The organism is Thermus altitudinis (assembly GCF_022760835.1).
Lineage (GTDB): Bacteria > Deinococcota > Deinococci > Deinococcales > Thermaceae > Thermus > Thermus altitudinis.
On record NZ_JAKTNQ010000009.1, the window covers coordinates 1 to 20,949 of the forward strand.

The 20,949-nt window shown below is 65.4% G+C and carries 24 protein-coding genes; 14 read left to right on the forward strand and 10 right to left on the reverse strand.

Annotated features, from left to right (window positions below):
- The first annotated feature begins 108 nt into the window (after positions 1-108).
- Genes L0D16_RS04715 through queA form a run of 5 tightly spaced genes read left to right on the forward strand, consistent with a single transcriptional unit; the run spans position 109 to position 5,407 of the window.
- Positions 109-450 carry a DsrE family protein gene (locus L0D16_RS04715; RefSeq protein WP_243030289.1) on the forward strand — a complete coding sequence of 114 codons (342 nt, stop codon included), beginning with the start codon at positions 109-111 and terminating at the stop codon, positions 448-450.
- 37 nt (positions 451-487) lie between these two features.
- Positions 488-1,246: a TIGR00282 family metallophosphoesterase gene (locus tag L0D16_RS04720; RefSeq protein WP_243030290.1), complete on the forward strand. Its 759-nt coding sequence runs from the start codon at positions 488-490 to the stop codon at positions 1,244-1,246.
- A complete protein-coding gene (locus tag L0D16_RS04725) occupies positions 1,243-3,828 on the forward strand; it encodes a phosphoenolpyruvate carboxylase (RefSeq protein WP_243030291.1) in 2,586 nt (861 codons plus the stop codon). Before L0D16_RS04720 ends, L0D16_RS04725 begins: the two co-directional genes overlap by 4 nt.
- A gap of 11 nt (positions 3,829-3,839) precedes the next feature.
- Positions 3,840-4,376 carry a LabA-like NYN domain-containing protein gene (locus L0D16_RS04730; RefSeq protein WP_243030292.1) on the forward strand — a complete coding sequence of 179 codons (537 nt, stop codon included), beginning with the start codon at positions 3,840-3,842 and terminating at the stop codon, positions 4,374-4,376.
- Positions 4,373-5,407: a tRNA preQ1(34) S-adenosylmethionine ribosyltransferase-isomerase QueA gene (gene queA, locus L0D16_RS04735; RefSeq protein ID WP_243030293.1), complete on the forward strand. Its 1,035-nt coding sequence runs from the start codon at positions 4,373-4,375 to the stop codon at positions 5,405-5,407. The genes L0D16_RS04730 and queA overlap by 4 nt, the downstream gene beginning before the upstream one ends.
- A gap of 58 nt (positions 5,408-5,465) precedes the next feature.
- On the opposite strand, the gene L0D16_RS04740 is transcribed toward queA, so the two are convergent.
- Both L0D16_RS04740 and mgtE read right to left on the reverse strand, forming a co-directional pair.
- Positions 5,466-5,855, reverse strand: coding sequence for an inorganic diphosphatase (locus L0D16_RS04740; RefSeq protein WP_341474613.1), 390 nt, complete (start codon positions 5,853-5,855; stop codon positions 5,466-5,468).
- The gene (gene mgtE, locus L0D16_RS04745) at positions 5,855-7,204 is read right to left on the reverse strand and encodes a magnesium transporter (RefSeq protein WP_243030295.1); all 1,350 of its coding nucleotides are present in this window, start codon (positions 7,202-7,204) and stop codon (positions 5,855-5,857) included. The genes L0D16_RS04740 and mgtE overlap by 1 nt, the downstream gene beginning before the upstream one ends.
- 206 nt (positions 7,205-7,410) lie before the next feature.
- On the opposite strand from mgtE, the gene ffh reads away from it, so the two are divergent.
- From ffh to rplS, 6 genes are all read left to right on the forward strand, one after another.
- Complete coding sequence (gene ffh, locus L0D16_RS04750; RefSeq protein ID WP_243030296.1) at positions 7,411-8,715, forward strand: signal recognition particle protein; 1,305 nt, start codon at positions 7,411-7,413, stop codon at positions 8,713-8,715.
- 6 nt (positions 8,716-8,721) lie between these two features.
- On the forward strand, positions 8,722-8,982 hold the full coding sequence (gene rpsP, locus L0D16_RS04755) for a 30S ribosomal protein S16 (protein WP_243030297.1): 261 nt from the start codon (positions 8,722-8,724) through the stop codon (positions 8,980-8,982).
- Positions 8,983-9,097: 115 nt separating this feature from the next.
- Positions 9,098-9,316 (forward strand): KH domain-containing protein, encoded by a 219-nt coding sequence (locus tag L0D16_RS04760; RefSeq protein WP_243030298.1) that lies wholly within the window; start codon positions 9,098-9,100, stop codon positions 9,314-9,316.
- Between the two features lie 60 nt (positions 9,317-9,376).
- Positions 9,377-9,865, forward strand: a complete 489-nt coding sequence (gene rimM / locus L0D16_RS04765; protein ID WP_243030299.1) for a ribosome maturation factor RimM — start codon at positions 9,377-9,379, stop codon at positions 9,863-9,865.
- Positions 9,866-10,585: a tRNA (guanosine(37)-N1)-methyltransferase TrmD gene (gene trmD, locus L0D16_RS04770; protein WP_243026848.1), complete on the forward strand. Its 720-nt coding sequence runs from the start codon at positions 9,866-9,868 to the stop codon at positions 10,583-10,585. It begins immediately after the preceding gene.
- Positions 10,586-10,641: 56 nt separating this feature from the next.
- Entirely contained in the window at positions 10,642-11,097 is a 456-nt protein-coding gene (gene rplS / locus L0D16_RS04775; protein ID WP_243030300.1) for a 50S ribosomal protein L19, read from the forward strand.
- Between the two features lie 3 nt (positions 11,098-11,100).
- On the opposite strand, the gene L0D16_RS04780 is transcribed toward rplS, so the two are convergent.
- Positions 11,101-11,754 (reverse strand): response regulator, encoded by a 654-nt coding sequence (locus L0D16_RS04780; protein WP_243030301.1) that lies wholly within the window; start codon positions 11,752-11,754, stop codon positions 11,101-11,103.
- A gap of 44 nt (positions 11,755-11,798) precedes the next feature.
- Here L0D16_RS04780 and sdaAA point away from each other — a divergent pair, with 44 nt between their 5' ends.
- Positions 11,799-12,662, forward strand: a complete 864-nt coding sequence (gene sdaAA / locus L0D16_RS04785; RefSeq protein WP_243030302.1) for an L-serine ammonia-lyase, iron-sulfur-dependent, subunit alpha — start codon at positions 11,799-11,801, stop codon at positions 12,660-12,662.
- A gap of 37 nt (positions 12,663-12,699) precedes the next feature.
- On the opposite strand, the gene L0D16_RS04790 is transcribed toward sdaAA, so the two are convergent.
- The gene (locus L0D16_RS04790) at positions 12,700-13,557 is read right to left on the reverse strand and encodes a sulfurtransferase (protein ID WP_243030303.1); all 858 of its coding nucleotides are present in this window, start codon (positions 13,555-13,557) and stop codon (positions 12,700-12,702) included.
- Between the two features lie 257 nt (positions 13,558-13,814).
- Here L0D16_RS04790 and L0D16_RS04795 point away from each other — a divergent pair, with 257 nt between their 5' ends.
- Both L0D16_RS04795 and L0D16_RS04800 read left to right on the forward strand, forming a co-directional pair.
- Positions 13,815-14,495: a zinc metallopeptidase gene (locus L0D16_RS04795; protein WP_243030304.1), complete on the forward strand. Its 681-nt coding sequence runs from the start codon at positions 13,815-13,817 to the stop codon at positions 14,493-14,495.
- Positions 14,496-14,744, forward strand: a complete 249-nt coding sequence (locus L0D16_RS04800) for a TFIIB-type zinc ribbon-containing protein (RefSeq protein ID WP_243030305.1) — start codon at positions 14,496-14,498, stop codon at positions 14,742-14,744.
- Between the two features lie 54 nt (positions 14,745-14,798).
- On the opposite strand, the gene L0D16_RS04805 is transcribed toward L0D16_RS04800, so the two are convergent.
- The 6 genes from L0D16_RS04805 to smpB form a co-directional block, all read right to left on the reverse strand.
- Positions 14,799-15,449 carry a peroxiredoxin gene (locus L0D16_RS04805; protein ID WP_243030306.1) on the reverse strand — a complete coding sequence of 217 codons (651 nt, stop codon included), beginning with the start codon at positions 15,447-15,449 and terminating at the stop codon, positions 14,799-14,801.
- 75 nt (positions 15,450-15,524) lie between these two features.
- Positions 15,525-15,851, reverse strand: coding sequence for a nucleoside triphosphate pyrophosphohydrolase family protein (locus L0D16_RS04810; RefSeq protein WP_243030307.1), 327 nt, complete (start codon positions 15,849-15,851; stop codon positions 15,525-15,527).
- Positions 15,838-18,876, reverse strand: coding sequence for an AAA family ATPase (locus tag L0D16_RS04815; RefSeq protein WP_243030308.1), 3,039 nt, complete (start codon positions 18,874-18,876; stop codon positions 15,838-15,840). The genes L0D16_RS04810 and L0D16_RS04815 overlap by 14 nt, the downstream gene beginning before the upstream one ends.
- A complete protein-coding gene (locus L0D16_RS04820; protein ID WP_243030309.1) occupies positions 18,873-19,370 on the reverse strand; it encodes a GerMN domain-containing protein in 498 nt (165 codons plus the stop codon). The genes L0D16_RS04815 and L0D16_RS04820 overlap by 4 nt, the downstream gene beginning before the upstream one ends.
- Positions 19,371-19,372: 2 nt before the next feature.
- On the reverse strand, positions 19,373-20,518 hold the full coding sequence (locus L0D16_RS04825) for an N-acetylmuramoyl-L-alanine amidase family protein (protein ID WP_243030310.1): 1,146 nt from the start codon (positions 20,516-20,518) through the stop codon (positions 19,373-19,375).
- Entirely contained in the window at positions 20,515-20,949 is a 435-nt protein-coding gene (smpB, locus tag L0D16_RS04830; RefSeq protein WP_105317862.1) for an SsrA-binding protein SmpB, read from the reverse strand. Before smpB ends, L0D16_RS04825 begins: the two co-directional genes overlap by 4 nt.

Genomic DNA, 20,949 nt, shown 5'->3' on the forward strand with positions numbered 1-20,949 from the left:
ACGGAGCCTGCGGGGATAGGTGCTCTAACCTAGAACCGCGAAGCCCCGCTCTTTAGAGTGGGGAGTCGTCACCACCTGGACTTTGGGGATCCTAACCGTTTTGGGCAGATGTTGACCAACATCAGCAACCACCTTTCCGTTTATGACAACGACCCCTTCAAGGTCAAAATCGTTGTGGTGGCCCATGGGGCCGGGGTTCAGTTTTTCCTCAAGGATCTGGAGGGTACCCCGTGGGCCTCGGCCCAGTATGACCGGGAGGCCCTTTTCCGCCGGGTGAAGCAGCTGGCCCAGCTGAGGGTGGAATACTACCTCTGCGAGATCACCTTTAGCCGGAACAACATCCCCAAGGACAAACTTCTGCCGGAGGAGTTCCTCAAGTGGGTGCCCTCTGGGGTGGGGGCTTTAGGGGAACTCCAGGCCAAAGGGTACGCGTACATCAAGGTGGGTTGAACCTGAAAGGACCCGGACGGGTGCGTATAATGCCCCCATGCGGGTCCTCTTCATCGGCGACGTGATGGCCGAGCCCGGTCTCAGGGCGGTGAGCCTGCACCTGCCGGATATCCGGGACCGGTACGATCTGGTCATTGCCAACGGGGAGAACGCCGCCAAGGGCAAGGGCCTAGACCGTCGTTCCTACCGCATCCTACGCGAGGCAGGGGTGGACCTGGTTTCCTTGGGGAACCATGCCTGGGACCACAAGGAGGTCTACGACCTTTTGGAAAAGGAGCCGGTGGTCCGGGCCCTCAACTACCCTCCGGGTACCCCGGGGCGGGGTTGGTGGCGGCTTTGGTCAGGGGAGGAGAGCCTCCTCTTTGTGCAGGTGATGGGCCGGATCTTCATGGACCCCCTGGACGATCCCTTCCGCACCCTGGATGCCCTTTTGGCCCAGGAAAGGGCGGATTATATCCTGGTGGAGGTGCACGCCGAGGCCACCAGCGAGAAGATGGCCTTGGCCCACTACCTGGACGGGCGGGTTTCTGCGGTCTTGGGCACCCATACCCACGTGCCCACCCTGGACGCCATGCGCCTGCCCAAGGGTACCCTGTACCAGACCGATGTGGGCATGACCGGCACCTACGAGTCCATCATCGGTGGGGAGGTGGAAACCTTCCTGGCCCGCTTCCTCACGGGTAGGCCCCAGCCCTTTAGGGCTGCGCAGGGAAGGGCCCGTTTCCATGCCACGGAGCTGATTCTGGAAGGAGGCAAGGGGGTTTCCATAGGCCCTTATGTGTGGGAGGAACCTTGACGCAGGGGAAGGAGGACACCTTTGACCTCTTGCGGGCGGAGGTGGACCTTTTGGGTCGCCTTCTGGGGGAGGCCATCCGGGCCATCTCGGGGGAGCGGTTTTTTGCCTTGGTGGAGGAGGTGCGCCGGCTTTCCAAAGCCCGGCGGCAAGGAGACGAGGGAGCGAGCGCCGTCCTCCTAAAGCGGGTGGAGGGGCTTTCCCTAGAGGAGGCGGAGGCCCTGGTGCGGGCCTTCACCCACTACTTCCACCTGGTGAACCTGGCGGAGGAGAGGCACCGGGTGCGGGTGAACCGGCTCAGGGCCCAGGCGGAAACCCCGGAGAACCCTAGGCCCGAGGGCTTCCTGGCCTTGGCCCAGGCCCTGAAGGAAAGGGGTCTTTCCCTGGAGGAGGTGGAGGCCCACCTCAACCGCCTGGAGCTATGGCTCACCTTCACCGCCCATCCCACCGAGACCCGCCGGCGGACCCTAAGATACCATCTGGAAAAGCTTCAAGAAGAGCTGGAGGCCAAGGACCGCTCCCGCTTGGCAGCCAGGGTAGCCCTGCTTTACGCCACCGAGGAGGTGCGCAAGGCCAGGCCCACGGTGGAGGACGAGATCAAGGGGGGGCTGTACTACCTGCCCACCACCCTTTGGCAAGCGGTGCCGCGGGTGGTGGAGGGCCTCGAGGCGGCCCTGGAACAGGTGTATGGCAAACGGCCCCGCCTGAAGAGCCCGCTGCGCTTTAGGAGCTGGATCGGAGGCGACCGGGATGGCAACCCCTTCGTCACCCCAGAGGTGACCGCCTTCGCGGGTCGGTATGCCCGCCAGGTGGCCCGGGAACGGTTTCTAGGGGAGCTGGAGGGGCTGGTGCGGGACCTCTCCCTCTCCGAAACCAAGGTGCCCGTCCCCCGGGGTATCCGGGAGGGGGGAGAAGGGGTGGAGCGCTTTCCCGGCGAACCCTACCGCCGCTTCTTTGCCCGGCTTTATGCCCGGCTGGAAAGGGAAGAGCTCAGCACCGAGGAGCTTTTAAAGGCCCTGCGGATGGCGGAGGAGGGCCTGGGGACGGTGGGCTTAGGGCAGGTGGCCCTCTCCTTTTTCCGGCCCCTCGAGGCCCGCCTGCAGGCTTTCGGCCTGGAGCTGGCTCCCCTGGACCTCAGGGAGGAGTCCATAAAGCTTCTGGAGGCTGCCCAGGAGCTTCTCCTCGTGGGGGGTGTCCATCCCGGCTTCCTCTCCCTTTCCCCGGAGGAGAAGGAGGCGCTTCTCACCCGGGAGCTGGCAAGCGCCCGCCCCCTTTTGCCCGTGGGGGAGGAGCCCAAGGGCGAGGCCCTGCGGGTGGCCCTGGGGGCCCTTAGGGCCTGGCGGGACAAGGGGGCGCATGTGGTCTCCATGACCCACCATCCTGCGGACATCCTGGCGGTCTTCCTCCTGGCGCGGGAGGTGGGGTTATACCGCCCGGGCGCTTCCTTGCCCTTTGACGTGGTGCCCCTTTTTGAAACCCTAGAGGACCTCCACCGGGCCCCGGAGGTGCTGGCCCGCCTTCTCTCCAACCCCGTCTTTCTTGCCCACGCTCGGGGCCGGGGTGGGCTAGAGGTGATGATCGGGTACTCTGATTCCAACAAGGATGTGGGCTTCCTGGCCGCCAACCTGGCCCTCTACAAGGCCCAGGAGGCCTTGGCCAGGGTGGGGGAAGGCTATGGCCTGCCGGTTTACTTCTTCCACGGCCGGGGTACCTCCACCGCCCGGGGTGGGGGCCCCGCAGGCCGGGCCATCGCCAGCCTGCCCCCTAGGAGCGTGGGGCACCGCATCCGTCTCACGGAGCAAGGGGAAGCCTTGGCGGACCGGTACAGCCACCCTGAGCTGGCCGTGCGCCACCTGGAGCAGCTCCTCTACCATTTCGCCCAGGCAGCCTTGGGGGAGGGGATGGAACCCAAACCCGAGTGGCGGGAGGCCCTTTGGCAGGCGGGGGAGGAGAGCGTGCGCCGGTACCGGGCCCTTCTGGCCCAGGAGGGTTTCTTCCCCTTCTTTGAGGCCCTCACCCCCATCCGGGAGATCGGGGAACTTCCCATCGCCAGCCGCCCCGTGTACCGGCACGGCCGGGTGCGGGAGATCCGGGACCTGAGGGCCATCCCCTGGGTGATGGCCTGGACCCAGGTGCGCCTTCTCCTGCCGGGCTGGTATGGGCTTAGCGCCTTGGAAAGCCTTCCCCTGGATCTTCTCAGACAGATGTACCAGGAATGGCCCTTTTTTGCCACCACCTTGGAGAGCGCCGCCATGGCCCTGGCCAAGGCGGATATCGGGGTGGCGGGGCTTTACCTGCGCCTGGTGCCCGAGGAGCTTCATTCCCTTTTCCATGGCATCGCCCAGGAGTACCGCAAGACGGTGGCGCTTCTGGAAGGCATCTTCCAGGCCCCCCTCCTCCACAACCAAAGGACCCTGGAAAGGCAGATCGGGCTACGCAACCCCTACGTGGACCCCATCAACTTCGTGCAGGTGGAGCTCCTCCGCCGCTACCGTGCCCCCGGAGGCCGGGAGGACGAGGCCCTGAGGAAGGCCCTCTTGCTTTCCTTGCTAGGGGTGGCGGCGGGTCTCAGGAATGCGGGGTAAGATGGAGGCCGATGGAACTCGGCCAGCATCCTGACCAGCGGGTGGGCGTCTTCGTGGACACCCAAAACCTCTACCACTCCGCCCGGGACTACTATGAGCGCAACGTGAACTTTGAGAGCCTCCTGCGTTTTGCCGTGGGGGGGAGGCGCTTGGTGCGGGCCACCGCCTACGTGGTGGAGAAGGAGGGGGACACCTCCGCCTGGCCCTTCATCTACAAGCTTTCCACCATCGGCTACCGGGTTAGGCGCATGTACCTTACGGTGAAGGAGCTGGGCGAGGGAGGGAAGCCCATCTACGAGGGCAACTGGGATATGGGTATCGCTGCGGATATGGTGCGGCTCATGCCCCACCTGGACGTGGTGGTCCTGGGAAGCGGGGATGGGGATTTTGTGGAGATCCTCGAGGTCCTCATGGAAAGGGGCATCCGGGTAGAGGTGATCGCCTTTCGCGAGACCACGGCCCAGAGGCTCATAGACGCCGTGGACCGCTTTACGCACCTCCCGGAGATTCCCAACGCCTTCATGGAGCCCAAAAACACCGAGCGATGAGCCTGGAGGCTTACGATTACTTCCTTCCCCCGGAGCTCATCGCCCAAGAGGGGGTGGAGCCCCGGGACCTGGCCCGGATGCTGGTGGTGTATCGGGAGGGTCCTTTTAGGGTAGAACACCGCCGGGTGCGGGACCTGCCCGAGTACCTGCGCTCGGGAGATGTCCTGGTCTTCAACGAGAGCCGGGTAATCCCGGCCCGTCTCCTGGCTAAGAGGCCCACAGGGGGAAAGGTGGAGGTGCTGTTGGTGCGGGAAAGGTCCCTAGGTCTTTGGGAGGCTTTGGTGGGGCCTGGGAGGAAGGCCAAGCCTGGGACTTGGCTGCGCTTTCTTTCGCCGCGGGATTTGCGGGAGGTTCCCGGCCTGCACGCGGAGGTGGTGGGGGTGGAGGAGGGTGGGGTGCGGCTTCTTCGCTTTGAAGGGGACCTCCTGGCCCATTTGGAAGAGGTGGGGGAGGTGCCCTTGCCCCCCTACATCAAGGCCAGGATTCCCCCTGAGCGCTACCAGACCGTTTACGCCAAGCGCCCGGGCTCGGTGGCGGCGCCCACAGCGGGGCTGCACTTTACCCCTGAGCTCCTCGCCCGCTTATCGGAGATGGGGGTGGAGCTTCGTTTCCTAACCCTTCATGTGGGGCCTGGTACCTTCCGCCCGGTCAAGGGGGACCTGGAAAGCCACCCGATGCACTCCGAACCCTTTGAAATCCCCCAGGAAACCGCCGAGGCCGTAAACCGGGCCAAGAAGGAGGGGAGGCGGGTGGTGGCGGTGGGCACCACCGTGGTGCGGGCCTTGGAAAGCGCCTATCGGGAAGGGGTGGGGGTGGTGCCGGGTGCGGGGGAAACCCGGCTCTTCATCCGCCCTCCTTACACCTTCCGCGTGATAGACGCCCTTTTCACCAACTTCCACCTGCCCCGCTCCACCCTCCTCCTGCTGGTGGCGGCCTTTTTGGGCTATGAGAGGACCATGGAGGCCTACCGGCTGGCGGTGGCGGAGCGGTACCGGTTTTACTCCTTGGGGGATGCCATGCTCATCCTTTAGATTCGGACCTTTTGTGTCCCCGAGATGGGGTCTACAGAAGGGCTTTTCCAGGGTGGTGCTAGAGGGAAAGGCCTAGGCTTTTGAGGAAGGCCTGGGCCTCTATGGGGCTTAGGAAGCGGGCCCGGCGTTCAGGGGAGAACCAGGCCAAAAGGGGCGCCAGCTCCTGGTCCTTGGGGAGGGTGGCGTCCGCTAGGACCAGCTTGTGATCCCCATCCGCTAGCCACACCATCCCCACCACTTCTCCTTCCACCCGGGTTCCCGGGGGGAGGGGTGGGCCCAGATACACGGCATCCACTTCCTCCCCGTCGGCGGGATTGATGAGGCCCGGGATGAGGCCGTAGTTTACCGGCGCCGGTTGGTCCACGGCCACCAGGCGGAGCTTCCCTTCCTTCCAGGCATAGCGGAAGGGGCTTCCCTTGCTCCACTCCACCACCATGGAAAGCCGCATCATCCCAGGTTAAGGAGAAGCTGGGCCACGGTAAGGTAGATGAGGAGGCCCGAGATATCCGAAAGGGTGGCCACCAGGGGATTGGATACCAAGGCCGGGTCTACGCCAAGACGCCTCAGCACCACCGGGAGCATGGCCCCTACCAGGTTGGCAAACAGGACCAGGAGGAAGAGGGCTAGGCCCACCACTGGGGCCAGGGGGGCGTGGCCATCCAGAAAGACCTTGCCCAACAGCAGCGTGGCCAGGGTGAGGCCCAGAAGGCTTCCCACCAGGCTTTCCTTGAGGAGGACCCGCCGCCAGTCCCTAAGGTCCAGGTCCCGGGTGGCCAGGGCGCGGATGATGAGGGTGGCGGATTGGTTGCCGGTGTTGCCTCCCGTGCCCAGGAGCACGGGTACGTAAAAGGCCAGGGCCGTGGCCGCCTCGAGGAGGCTTTCAAACCCTTGCAGGATGGAACTGGTGACCATGCCGGTCAGGATCAGGATCACCAGCCAGCGCACCCGGGCCAGCCACAAGGCGATGGGGGAGGCCTGGCTGTAGACCAAATCCGGCACGTCCACGGCGGCCAGGCGGTGGATATCCTCGGTGGCCTCCTCTTCAATCACGTCCAGGACGTCATCTACCGTGACGATACCCACCAGTACCCCCTCCTCATCCACCACGGGCAAAACGGTGAAGTCGTAGTCGGCCATGAGGCGGGCCACCTCCTCCTGGTCGGTGTCCGTGCGGGCGAAGACCACCTTGGGGTTCATGATCTCCGCCACCTTGGTCCGGGGGTCGGCCACGATCAGGTCCCGCAAGGAGAGCACCCCTTTAAGGCGGCCCGCCTCATCCACCACGTAGATGTAGTAGATGGTTTCCGCATCGGGGGCGGCCCGGCGCAGGAAGCGGATCACCTCCTCCACGGTCATCCCCTCCCGTACCGCCACGTACTCGGGGGTCATGAGGCCGCCCGCCTCGTCCTCCTCGTACTGGGTGAGTTCCTCCACCTCGGCCCGGGTCTCGGGGTCCAGGGCTTCCTTTAGGCGGCGGAAGAGCTCGGGGTCCTCCTCCTCCACCGCCTGGAGGGCGTCGGCCAGGTCGTCTAGGGAGAGTTCCTCCAGGAGTTCCTGCACCCGCCAGGGGGGGAGGGTTTTCAGGTACTCCGCTTGCTCCTCGGGACCTAGGTGGGAGAAGACCTCCGCGGCCCGGTCCTTGGGCAGGAGGGTGAGGACCACGTAGCGGTGCTCCCCTTCCAGCTCATCCCAAAGGCTCAAGAGGTCCTGGGGATGGATTTCCTCCAGGATTTTCTGAAGCGCAAGGGTGTCGCCTTCTCGCAGGGCTTGGCGAAGGGGGGAAAGGGTCGTTTCCACAGGCGGCCTCCTTTCTCGCCGAAGGCCGCCCATGGCGGCCTTCAGGGCCTAGGACTCGAGGGCAAAGCCCCTGTCATACCCTTTCTAGCCTAGGGGGTCAGACTTTCCCCGTCAACCGACCTCGCTAGAAGTGTGGGAAAAATTGAGGTTGACACGCTCAAGGGGTGTGCCCTATCCTAAGGCCCGGCCTGGTGGCCGGGAGGCGCATGTTTGCCAAGCTAGCGGGGAGACTGCAGGAAGCCATAGACCGCCTAAGGGGCCGGGGCCGCATCAGCGAGGAGGACCTGAAGGCCACCCTCAGGGAGATCCGTCGGGCCCTGATGGACGCGGACGTGAACCTGGAGGTGGCCAGGGCCTTCGTGGAGAGCGTGCGGGAAAAGGCCCTGGGCCAGAAGGTCCTGGAGAGCCTTACCCCCGCGGAGGTGGTCCTGGCCACGGTCTACGAGGCCCTAAAGGAGGCCTTGGGCGGCGAGCCCCGTTTCCCTACCTTGAAGGACCGTAACCTCTGGTTCCTGGTGGGTTTGCAGGGCTCGGGTAAGACCACCACTGCCGCCAAGCTGGCCCTCTTCTACAAGGGCAAGGGGCGCAGGCCCCTCCTGGTGGCCGCCGACACCCAGCGCCCCGCGGCCCGGGAGCAGCTTCGCATCCTGGGGGAGAGGATCGGGGTGCCCGTCCTGGAGGTTCAGGACGGGGAAAGCCCCGAGTCCATCCGCCGCCGGGTGGAGGAAAAGGCCAGGCAGGAGGTTCGCGACCTGATCCTGGTGGACACCGCCGGGCGTCTGCAGATTGACGAGCCCCTCATGGCGGAGCTGGCCCGCCTCAAGGAGGTCTTGGGCCCCGACGAGGTGCTTCTGGTCCTGGACGCCATGACCGGCCAAGAGGCCCTGGGGGTGGCCCAGGCCTTTGACCAGAAGGTGGGGGTCACGGGCCTCATCCTCACCAAGCTGGACGGGGATGCCCGGGGTGGGGCCGCCCTTTCCGCCCGGCACGTGACGGGGAGGCCCATCTACTTCGCCGGGGTTTCCGAGCGCCCCGAGGGTCTGGAGCCCTTCTATCCAGACCGGCTGGCGAGCCGTATCCTGGGCATGGGGGACGTGGCCACCCTGGCGGAGAAGGTGAGGGCGGCGGGGCTCGAGGCCGAAGCCCCTAAGTCCGCCAAGGAGCTCACCCTGGAGGACTTCCTGAAACAGATGCAAAACCTCAAGCGCCTCGGTTCCTTCTCGGAGGTGCTCTCCATGCTCCCTGGGGTGGGGAAGGCCTTGCCCGCAGGGGTTCAGGTGGACGATAAGTCCATTAGGCGCCTGGAGGCCATCGTCCTTTCCATGACCCCCGAGGAGCGGAAGGACCCCCGCATCCTAAACGCCTCCCGGCGCAAGCGCATCGCCAGGGGAAGCGGCACCAGCGTGCAGGAGATCAACCGGTTCATCAAGGCCTTTGAGGAGACCAAGGCCCTAATGAAGTCCCTGGAGAAGAACAAGGGCCGGGGACTCATGGGAATGTTCAGGAGGTAAGGGAGAATGGTCAAGATCCGTCTTTCTCGTTTCGGCTCCAAGCATAACCCCCACTACCGCATCGTGGTGGCCGATAGCCGCAAGAAGCGCGACGGGGCGTACATTGAAAAGATAGGCTACTACGATCCCCGGAAGACCACCCCGGAGTGGCTTAAGGTGGACGTGGAGAGGGCCAGGTACTGGCTTTCCGTGGGTGCTCAACCCACGGACACCGCACGTAGGCTTCTCCGGCAGGCGGGGGTTTTCCGACAGGACCAGCCCGCTTAGCCCTTCGCCCAGCTGGGGCCCCAGGTATAGCCAGGGCTCGGGGCCAAGGGGGCGAAGGAGGAGGCCAGGCGCCGGCAGGGTTTTCCCTCCGGCGTTTTCCCATTAGGATTAGGGCATGAAGGACCTGGTGGAATACCTGGCCAAGAGCGTGGTGGACCAGCCGGAGCGGGTCCGGGTGCAGGAAAGGCGCACCCGCGAGGGGCCGGTGTACATGGTGGAGGTGGCCCCTGAGGACAAGGGCCGGCTTATCGGCAAGCAGGGCCGGGTGATTGAGTCCATCCGCACTCTGGTGCGGGCCTACGCCAAGCGCAAGGTGGGGGTGGAGGTGCGCTAGGACTAGACCCCTTCTTCCTCAGCGTGGGCGCAGGCAAGGGGATTTTGGCATAATAGGGGTATGCGCCTGGTGGAGATAGGCCGGTTTGGGGCGCCCTATGCCCTTCAAGGAGGGCTTAAGTTCCGGGGTGAGCCCGTGGTGGCCCACCTGGAGCGGGTCTATGTGGAAGGGCATGGCTGGCGGGCGCTGGAGGACCTCTACCAGGTGGGGGATGAGCTGGTGGTCCACCTGGTGGGGGTGCGAAGCCGGGAGCTGGCGGAGCCCTTGGTGGGCCTCAGGGTGTACGCCGAGGTTTCGGAACTTCCCCCTTTGGCGGCGGGGCAGTACTACTACTTTGCCCTCATGGGCCTGCCGGTGTTCGTGGAGGGGGTTCAGGTGGGCGAGGTGGTGGACATCCTGGACGCTGGGGCCCAGGACGTCTTGATCATCCGCGGGGTGGGGGAGAGGCTTCGCGACCAAAGGGAGTTCCTGGTACCCTTGCAGGCCCCTTACGTGCGGGTGGAGGCGGAAGGGATCCATGTGGAGCCCATCCCCGGGCTTTTTGAGTGAATGCGCTACAGCATCCTTACCCTTTTCCCTGGGCTCATCCTTCCTTGGCTTTCGGAATCCCTGATCAAAAGGGCCAGGGAGCGGGGGCTCATCAGGGTGGAGGTGGTGGACCTAAGGGCCTTTGGCCTGGGCCGCCACCGCACCGTGGACGATACCCCCTATGGCGGCGGGGCGGGGATGGTGATCCGTCCCGATGTGGCGGTGGCGGCTTTGGAGACGGTGCTCCCTGCGGACGAGGTGATCCTCCTCTCCCCGGCGGGGGAGCCCTTCACGCAAAAGGTGGCGGAGGAGCTGGCCGAGAAGGAGCACCTGGTCCTTCTTTCCGGGCGTTACGAGGGGTTTGACGCCCGGGTGGAGGCCTTTGTGACCCGTTCCTTAACCATTGGGGACTATGTGCTCATGGGGGGGGAGGTGGCGGCCTTGGCGGTGTTGGAGGCCACGGCTCGGCTTCTTCCCGGGGTGATCGGGGATCCGGAAAGCCACCGCAAGGACTCCTTTGTAGGGGGGCTTTTGGACTACCCCCACTACACCCGTCCGCCGGAGTTCCGCGGGCTAAAGGTACCCCAGGTCCTCCTTTCCGGGAACCACCAGGAGGTGGAGCGCTGGCGCCGGCGGGAGGCCTTGCGGAAAACCCTGGCCCTGCGCCCCGAGCTTCTTAGGGAGGCGAGGCTTGGGCCCCTCGAGGCCCAGTGGCTTGCAGAAGCGGACCGGGAGGGCTAGACTAGAGACTGTTGCCCATGAACCCCTAAGGGTTCCTCTGGGGTAGGAGGATTGGGATGAACCGAGGAGCTCTTCTTAAAGTGGTGGAGGCCAAGTATACCCGCACCGACCTGCCCGAGTTCCGGCCTGGCGACACCGTACGGGTGGCCTACCGGGTAAAGGAAGGCAACCGCACCCGGGTGCAGAACTTTGAGGGCATCGTCATCAAGATCAAGCGGAACGGCTACAACACCAGCTTCACCGTGCGCAAGGTGAGCTACGGGGTAGGGGTGGAGCGCATCTTCCCCCTGAACTCCCCCCTCATTGAGCGGATTGAGATCGTCCAGCGGGGCCGGGCCCGGCGGGCCAAGCTTTACTTCATCCGTGAGCTTTCCGAGAGGGAGATCCGCCGTAAGCTCCGCGCCGACCGCAAGCGCATCGGCCAGGACCAGGAGATGGCCAAGGCCGCCAAGGAGGCAGCCATCGCCGAGGCCGCCGAGGCACCCGCCCAAGGGGAGTCCAGCGCCGAGTAGCCGTTATCCCGTGCTGGGGGGCGGGGAATCCCGCCCTCCGGCTTTGGTCAGGAACCCCAGGGCTCTGGCCCTGGCCAAGGCCTCCACCCGGTTCCGGGCCAGGAGCTTGCCATAGAGGCTTTCCAGGTGGTCTTTCACCGTATCCGGGGAAAGGCCTAAGGCCTTGGCTATCTCCTTCACGGAAAGCCCGTGGGCCAGAAGGCCCAGCACCTCTTCCTCCCTGGGGGTCAGGACGGGGAGGTCAGGGGGGGTGAGGCGTTCCTCCCCCCGGGCTACGCGCAGGAGGCGCCTTTTCAGCTCGGGGGCGGACAGCTCCTTGGAAAAGTAGGCGTCGGCCCCGGCCAGATAGGCCTCCCGTACCAAAGCGGGCTCCTGGTAGGTGGTGAGAAGGGCGATAAGGCCTTGGTATCCCGCGTGGCGTAGTTTCCGGGTGCACTCTAACCCGTCCAATACGGGCATCCTGAGGTCCAGGAGCACGGCTTCTGGCCTTAGGGCCAGGGTCTTGTCCAGGGCTTCTTGTCCGTCCTGGGCCTCGGCCACCACCACAAGGCCTTCCCCCTCGAGGCCCGCCCTAAGCCCCAGGCGGAAGAGGGGGTGGTCATCGGCGATCAGGACGCGGAGGCTAGGTTCTGGAGTCCCCATTCCTGCCCTTAGCATAGGCCCGCCCCTGGGCGGATGGGGCCAAAGCCTATACTGAGGCTATGCCATTAACCTTGAACGAACTGGCAAGCCTTTCTGGCCGGGCGTCGGGGGCGGTGCTTCGTGAGGAGGTGGAGGAAACCGGTTTAGTCCCCGAGGTTATCCTGGATGGGCTTCGGGAGCGCCTGGGCGTCATGCGGGATTCCATCCGCAGGGGTCTGGCCTCGGATGCCCCCAGCGTGGCGGGGATGGTGGGTTGGAACGCCAAGACCTTGTGGGAGGCCCCCGATCCCTTGCGGGACCCCCTCTTGAAACGGGTCCAGGCCTACGCCATGGCGGTCAATGAGGAGAACGCCCGCATGGGCCGGATTGTGGCCGCACCCACAGCGGGTAGCGCCGGGACCCTGCCGGGGGCTCTTCTGGGGGTGGCGGATCACCTGGGTATCCCCGACGAAGCCCTTCTCATGCCCATGGTCCTGGCCGCCGGCGTGGCCAAGATCATCAACCGCCAGATCTACATCGCGGGGGCCAGCGGGGGGTGCCAGGCGGAGATCGGTTCCTCGGCCGCCATGGCGGCCGCCGCCGTTACCGAGCTCCTCGGAGGGAGCCCCGAGGCTTGTGCCCACGCGGCCGCTTTAGCCCTGCAGAACACCCTGGGCCTGGTTTGCGACCCCGTGGGGGGGTTTGTGGAGGTCCCCTGTGTGATGCGCAATGGGTTTTATGCGGTCCATGCGGTGAGCGCTGCCTCCATGGCCCTTGCGGGCATCAGGAGCGTGATCCCTCCCGATGAGGTGATCCTGGCCATGGCGGGCATCGGCCGTCTCCTGCCCTTGGAGCTAAAGGAAACGGGCCTTGGGGGCTTGGCGGACACCCCCACGGGGCGTCGGCTTGCCGCCCAGGCCCTAGGGCAGGCTTCCGAGGATTGAGCCCGGCCACCCTGGGGCGCCAAGGGGCAGGATGGGGCTACTCCTCGCCTTTGGCCACCGGCACCCCCACCAGGTTGCCCCACTCTGTCCAGGAGCCATCGTAGTTCTTCACGTGCGGATAGCCCAGAAGGTACTTGAGGACAAACCAGGAGTGGCTGGAGCGCTCGGCGATGCGGCAGTAGACCACCACGTCCTTGTCCGGGGTGATCCCCAGGGGCTGGTACAGGGCCTCTAGTTCCTCTACGGTCTTAAAGGTGCCATCGGGGTTTACCGCCTTGGCCCAGGGGATGTTTTTGGCACCCGGGATGTGGCCGGCCCGTAGGGCCCCTTCCTGGGGATAACCGGGCATGTGGGTGAGCTCTCCCCGGTATTCCTCGGGGCTGCGCACATCCACCAAAGCGCCCTTGCCCTCCTTCACCTTGAGGATATGCTTGAGCACCTGGTCCCGGTAGGCGCGGATGGACTCATCCCTATAGGGGACGCGGTAGTGGCCTTTTGCGAAGGTGGGCACCTCGGTGGTGAGGGGGCGGCCCTCCTCCACCCATTTCTGGCGTCCCCCGTTCATCAGGCGCACGTCCTGGTGGCCGTTGTACTTGAGGAACCAGAAGGCATAGGCGGCCCACCAGTTGTTCTTGTCCCCGTAGAGGATCACCGTGGTGTCGTTGGAGATGCCAAGCCTTTCCATGAGGTTAGCAAACCCCTCTTCATCCACGAAATCCCGCACCACGGGGTCCCAGAAGTCCCTCTGCCAGTCCACTTTCTGGGCGTTGGGGATGTGGCCGGTGTCGTAGAGGAGGATGTCCTCGTCCACCTCGAGGATCCGAACCTGTGGGTCCTGCAGGCGCTCCTGAACCCATTCCGTGCTTACCAGTACCTCAGGATGGGCATACCCCATACCGCACCTCCCAGGCCAACATACCCCTGAGCGTGAAGTAATAAAGGAAACGAGCCCACATTTGGCAACAGGGCCTTGCCATGGGGGTGGGCGTCTGGTATAAAGGTACCTGCGGGGAGTAGCCGCCCCCAGTGGGGGCCAGCCGATCGTCAGTACGGGAGCCTTCCCCGGTCGGCTGGGGCGCCTGAAGGCGCATGGCGAGACCACCTACGGGTGGCCTCGGTTTTTTGCTACTCTCCGTAAGGAGGTGCACGGGAATGGACATGTTGGCGCTTTTGCTCATGGTGCTGGTCTTCGTGGCCAGCATGGTGATACAAGGAGGGTTGCAGGCTACGTTTGCCCGCTTTAGCCGGGTGGCCAATAGCCGTGGCCTCACGGGGGCCCAGGTGGCCCGGGCCATCCTGGATGCCCATGGCCTCACCCACGTGCGGGTGGAGCCGGTGCCGGGGGCTCTCACCGACCATTACGACCCCCACGCCAAGGCGGTGCGGCTTTCCGAGCCCAACTACGCCTCGCCCAGCCTAGCCGCCCTGGCGGTGGCGGCCCACGAGGTGGGGCATGCGGTGCAGGATGCCCAGGGGTATGCTTGGCTGCGGGTAAGGGCCAGCCTGCTGCCGGCCGCCAGCCTGGGTTCCAACCTGGGGCCTTGGCTGGTGATCCTGGGGCTTATGGTAGGGGCGATCGGTTTGGCCAAGCTGGGCCTCTACCTCTTCCTGGCGGTAGCCCTTTTCCAGCTGGTCACCCTGCCGGTGGAGTTTGACGCCTCGAGGCGGGCCTTGGAGTTCCTAAGGCGCATGGGCTTTCTTTCCCAACAGGAGATGGCCCCCGCCCGCCAGGTGTTGACCTGGGCCGCCCTTACCTATGTGGCGGCCCTAGCCAGCTCCTTGGCCACCCTTCTTTACTACGCCAGCCTCCTCATGGGCCGCCGGGAGGAGTAGATGCCCCTTCTCCTTTGCCCCAACTGCCAGGTGGGCATGCGGGAGGTGGAAAGACGGGGGGTCCTGTTGGACGTATGCCCCCAGTGCGGGGGTGTTTGGCTGGACAAGGGGGAGCTGGAGAAACTCCTGGCCGAGGCCCGGGAAGTGGAGCGTTCCTACGAGGAGGAAAGGGAGGTCTACTACCGCAAAGAAGGGAAACCTTACAGGAAAAAGAAAGGGTTTCTGGAGATCTTTGACCTCTTTGACTGAGGGCATGCCCCCTGAAAGCCCCCGGGAGACCCCGGGGGCTTTTTCGGGGATGGGCTACTCCGCCTTCTTAAGGCGGAGGTACCAGCGCCTGTACTCGGCGTACTCGGTTTTTCTGGCTTCGTCGGCCTTAAGCTCCTCCAAGGTGGCCGGAGGCTTGACGATGGCGGCCTCCCCGGGTTGCCAGTCGGCAGGGGTGTTCAGGCCGGTGCGGTCGGTGAACTGGAGAGCCCGGATGAAGCGCAGAATCTCGTCAATGTTCCGACCCGTGGTGAGGGGGTAATACAGCATGCCCCGTAGGATACCGTTGGGGTCAATGATGAACACCGCCCGCACTGCAGCGGTTTCGCTGGCGGCGGGGTGGATCATGCCATAGAGCTTGGATACCTTCATGTCCAGGTCGGCGATGACCGGGAAGTTAATCTGGACCCCGGACATCTCCTCCAGGTCCTTCAGCCAGGCCAGGTGGGCGTAGATGGAGTCAATGGAAAGGCCTACCAGCTGAACACCCAGCTCCTCAAACTCCTTTTGCCGCTTGGCGAAGGCCAGAAACTCCGTGGAGCACACCGGGGTAAAGTCGGCGGGGTGGCTGAAGAGCACCACCCATTTGCCCTTGAGGTCGGATAGCCGAAGCTCCCCAGCCGTGGTCTTGGCCACGAAGTCCGGCGCAGGTTCGTTTAAACGGGGAAGGGTAACGGTCTCTTCCATACCAGACCTCCTCGGCTGATGTGCCAGCCGAAGGACACTATACCTTAAAGGGGTATCAGATGCAAGTGATTTGCGTTAGCGGTTGTCCCCTGAGCCCCCGATCCTTCCCCGCTCCAAGCGGGAGCGGAGCTTAGCCAGATTGCCTTGGGCAACCTCCTCCAAGCTCACCCCCAAGTCGGTGGCCAGCTGGGCCACATACCAAAGCACGTCCCCAAGCTCAGCCAGGAGATCCTCCCGAGCGTCCGGGCCGAGGGTTCCCCCGCGGTCTCTAAGCACCTTCTTTACCTTGTTGGCCAGTTCCCCTGCTTCGCCCACCAGGCCCAAGGTGGGGTACAGGATCCGGTAGGCCTCGGGGTAAAGGGCGGTCTTCTTGGCCTCCTGCTGGTACTCATTCAGGGTCATGGGCCACCTCCTTGCGGATGGAGTAGACCCGGCTCACGCCTCCTTGGGCGGTGACCCCGTAGAGGGCGTGGCAGGCCTCCATGGTGCGCTTTTGATGGGTGATGAGGATGAACTGCTGCCCCGAGTGCAGGAACCGGGTGAAACGGGCCAGGTTGGCGTCATCCAAGGCGGCGTCCACTTCGTCCAGTACCGCCAGGGGCAGACCCCCTTGGAGGTCCCCCAGGGAGAACAGAAAGGCCAAGGCGCCCAGGGTTTTTTCTCCCAGGGAAAGGAGGCGGAGGTCCTGGGTGCGTTTGCCTGCGGGAACCAGCGCCAGCTTCAGGCCCCGGCCCTCCCGCCGCACCTCGGCCTGGGCTCCCAGGAGGGCAGAAGCGTTGCGCCGGAAGGCTTCCTGGAACACGGCGAAGCTTTCCCGCAAGCGCTCAGCGTATTCCCTTTCCACGGCCTTGGCCTCCGCCTCGAGGCGGTGCAGGGCTTCCAGGGCTTCTTGGACCTCCTCCTCCTGGGCTTTAAGGCGGGCTTCCAGCTGGACGAGTTCCCTTTCCGCCAGGGCGTTCACCGGTCCTAAACGGGCCCGCTCCCGTTCTAGCTGGGCCAGCTTGGCCTGCAGGGCCTTGGGGGTACCGGGGATCCTTTCCAGGGGAGGCAAAGCGGTCCGCTCCCGCAAAAGCTCCTCCAGGAGGGCTTCCCGGCGGGCCAGGAGGAGGCTTAGGTTTTCCCGCTCGGCCAAAAGGGCGTTGGCCCGGGTGAGGGCCCGGGTTTCCCGTTCCTGAAGCGCTCGCCTTTCCTCCCGTAAGGCCACCAGCTGGCCCTCCAGGGCTTGCATCTCGGCCAGGAGGGGTTCGGTGGCGGCCAGTTGGGCCTTCAGCTCCTCCATTCGCAGCTGGAGGCGGCGCACCTCCTGTTGCGCCTCTTCCCAGGCTTTCTGGGCTTGGGAAAGAAGCTGCCAGCGTTCGTGGGCCTCGGCCTGGGCCAAGGCTTCCTCCAGCTTTCTTAGCTCCTCCTCCAGGACCTGGAGCTGGGTTTCCTCCCAGGGGTCTTGGGGAGGCGGGGGGGGCTCTGGGGGCGGGGGTAGGGGGGAGGCGAGGGAACGCTGGAGGGTGGCCACCTGGGCCCGGAGTTCCTCCAGGTGCTGGTAGGAGGCCAAGGGGGCCAAGGCCTCCTCCAGGGCCCGGACCTTTTGCCGGAGGAGCTCTTCTTCGGCCTCGAGGTCCTCCAGGCGCCGTCTTAGGAGGAGGGTCTCTCCTCCTCCCCTTGGCCTTCCCCCGGTGAGGGCCCCCAGGCGTTCCAGCACCTCTCCTTCTACGGTGACCAGCCGTTCCCTGCCCCCCGCTTTACGGTAGGCGAGGGCGGTATCCAGGTCCCTGAAGACCAGGGTGTCCCCGAAAAGGGTGAGGAGGACTTCCTCTTCGTGGGGTACCCCGAGCCGCAGCCGGGCCAGCCGGAAAGCGGGTCCCAGGAGACCAGGGGCCGGCTGGGGTGAAGGGGGAGGTGGGGGGGAAAGAAGGCTTAAGGGTAAGAAGGTGGCCCGGCCCCCTTCCCGCTTAAGGAAGGCGATGGCGGCTTTGGCGGCTTCCTCATCCTGGGTAAGCACCCATTGGAGCCGGGGGCCCAGGGCCACCTCCAGGGCCAGCTCCAGCCCAGGTTCGGGCCTCACCAGGTCGGCCACCACCCCCAGGACCCCGGGAAGCCTGCGCACCTTTCTGGGGCCTTCTTGCAGGTCGCTTCCCGCCTGCAACAGGCGCCTGAGGCGCTCGGCCTCCCGCTGGGCGGCCTGGGCTTGGGCCTTGAGCTCGGCCAGCCTTGCCTCCAGCTGTCTTCTTTGGGCTGTCTGGGCCTCCAGGACCCTCAGGGCCTCCTGCTTGCGGCCAAGTTCCTCCTCCAGACGTTGCCGCCGGGCAAGGGCCTCCGCATAGGCCTTTTGCTTCTCCTCGTAGCGGGCCCGTTCGCTCAGATAGCGGCGCAGGGCCTCTTCGTGGCGGCGCTTTTCCTCTTTTAGCTGCTTTTCCCGGGCCCGCAGGGCCTTGAGGCGCTGGCGGAGTTCCTCCGCCGGTAGGGGGGGAGGGGGAATGGGGGGACCGGGGTCAGGCGGCGGGGGGCGGTCCAAGGTCTTTTGCAGCCGGGAAAGCTCTCTTAGCTCGCGCTCCCAGCCCTCCCGTTCCTTGAGGCGAAGGCGCACCGCCTCCAGTTCCTGGCGCAAGGCCTCCTCCTTCTTGCCTAGGGTTTGGCGGTGGGCCTCGAGCCCTGCCCGTTCCTCCTTTAGGGTTTCCTCTTCCTGGGCTAGGGCTTCAAGCCTTTCCTGGGCCCTTTGCATCTCCTTCTGGGCTTCCTCTATCCGGGCCTCGAGGAGGCTTGCCTTCAGCGCCAGAACCTGGAGGTCCAGCTCCCGGGCCCTTTGCGCGGTTGCCGCTTCCCTTCTTAGCCCTTCCGCCCGGGCCTGGAGTTCCTCTAGCCCAAGCCTTCGCTGCTCCAAGAGGTCCCAGGCTTCCCGAAGGCGTTCTTCCGTGGCCCGGGCCGCCTCCGCCACGGGCCTAAGTCCCGAGGCCTCCTCCAGATGGCCAAGGAGCACCTCTTCCGGGGCCTCCAGAAGGGCGGCCACCTCCCCTTGGCCCACGATGGCATACCCTCCGCGGCCCAGGCCGGTGCCGGCCAGGTGCAGGGCCAAGGCCTTGGCGCTCACGGGCCGGCCATTCACCCGGAACACGGAGCGCTCCCCCTCGATCCGCCTTTCCACCACCAGGCGCTCCCGGCCCCGGGAAAGCTCTAGGCGCACCTCCGCCATACCCTGGGGAGGGCGGCCATCGCTGCCGTGAAAGAGGAAGGCCTTAAGTTCCTGTCCCCTTAGCTCGTGGGCCCGGGCCCCGGTCACGAAGCGCAGGGCCTCCACCAGGTTGCTTTTGCCCGAGCCATTGGGCCCGATGATGCCGGTGATGGGGTCAGGAAAGTCCAAAGCGGTGCGCTCCGCAAAGGACTTGAACCCCTGGAGGAGCAAGCGGTCAATGCGCCAGGCTTCCTTTTCCCTCATGGCAGGCGATAAGGTTGGCTTAGGTCTAAATGGGCCAGCCCCGGCTTAGGCTCCCCCTCCACCAGGAAGCGCACCTCCTGGGCCTGGGGGAAGGTGGCCAGGAGGGTGTAGGCCAGGCTGTAGAGGCGTAGGGCTTCCTGGCTGGCATCCAGACCCAGGGGGAAATCGGCGGGAAGATCCACCACGAGAACCTGGGCCATCCGGTAGAGGCCCCGGGGTTTAGGGGCCTGCAAGGCCTCGGCCCAGGCGGCCAGAGCTTTGTTCTCCGGCGTATCCCCCGGGGCCAGCTCCAGGGTGCGGGTTTCCTTGCGGAGGCCTTGAGGGGGGTTGGGAAGGTAAAGGATGATGGGCAGGCTGCTTGCGGCCAGGGTCTCCTCCGAGGGCAAGGGCAGGGCGGAGGCAGCCTGGTGCCCTGGGCTTTGCCAGTAGACCAGAGCCCCCAGGGCGAAGAAGGCAAGGCCAAGGAGGTTCCAGAAGGTCAAGAGTCGGCGCATGGTTACTCCAAGTAGGTGCGGATGGCCTGGGCGATGGCCTCCGCCACCTGGTTGCGGGCCTCAGGAGTCTTGAGCCGCTCCACCCCCACCTCCAGGAGTACCCCTGCCCCGGGGATGTCCGTGAGGGCGTAGGGACCCTCGGCCCGGGCCAGCACGAGGCCCAGGGCAGAGAAGGCCTTTTCCAAGGCCACGGCCAGGCGCCGCGGGTCACCGGCATAGACCTTCAACAAGGCGGCTTGCTCCGCTGGGGCCGTGGCCAGGAGGGCCTCGGCGTTCCGGGCAAGGGGAGAGGTGCGGGCCTTGGGGAGGTAGAGGTTCACGGCGCTGCCCTGGGTCACGTGCAGGGAAACCATCACCGAGGCGGTTTGCGCCTGGGCCAAGCGGGCCTCGAGGGGCACGTACTGGTCGGTTTGCCGGGTGAGTCTGGCGTTGGCCAGGCGGGAGGCTACCCTCTTGGCCAGATCCAGGGTGAGGTCCTTTTCCCAGAAGCCCCCCGCCGAGATACCTGGGTCCTGCCCCCCGTGTCCCGGGTCCAGGAGCACCGTGGGCCTGGGTCTAGCCAGGGAACCCCACTCCAGGACCACCTGGCCCCCGCCGGGGTAGAAGAGCCGGGCGGGCGGGCTTTCCAGGGCCAGGCGCAGGCCCTGGGCCTCCTGGCTCAGGCCCGCCCCTTCTCCCTGGGCCAGGAGGAAGAGGACGCTGTTGCCCTCCACCAGGGCGTTCACCTCCCGGGAGAAGCGCAGCAAAAGGCGGGCTGGCCCGCGTTCCACCGAAAGAAGCTTAGCCCAGGGAAGCCGGAGCAGGATACCTTCCTGGGCCCGGTATTCCAGGCCCAAGGCCTCGCTTAAGGGCCGTAGGGGGACAAGGACCTCCTGCCCCCGTTTCCAGGCCGCCCCCCGGGCGGCCGCCTGGGCCTCGTTGGCCACCAGGGGGAAGGCCTTGTAGCGGCTTCCCAGGCCCAGGGCCACCTGGCCTTCCCCTTGCCACAGGGCAAGTCCCAGGCCCCGGGCTATAAGGCCCACTTCCCCGTAGGCCAAGCCCCGCCCCCCGGGATACCAGGCCTGGCCCACCTCCCCCCCCACCAGGAGGGGCCTTGGCGCCTGGGCCAGGGCGAGAAGGAGGAACAAGGCCAGCGCCAGGAACCTCATAGCTCCTCCAGGGCGCGGCGCACGGCCCGCTTCTTGTCGTCTTCCTTCCTTTGATAGGCCTTTTTCCCCCGGGCCAAACCCAGGAGCACCTTGGCGTAGCCCCGTTCGTTGAAGTAAATCTTAAGGGGTACCAGGGTGAGACCCTTTTGCTCCACCTTGCCCCTTAACCGGTTGAGCTCGTGGCGGTGAAGAAGGAGCTTCCGCTTTCTCCTGGGGTCCACGTTGGTGTAGGATCCCTTTTCGTAGGGGGCGATGTAGAGGTTTTCCAGGTAAAGCTCACCGTTTTCAAACTTGGCGAAGCTCCCGGTAAAATCCACCTTACCGGCGCGCAGGGACTTGACCTCGGTTCCCTTGAGGACCAGCCCTGCCTCGTAGGTTTCCAGGATCTCGTAGTCGTGCCGCGCCCGGCGGTTCTCCAGCACGAAGGCCAT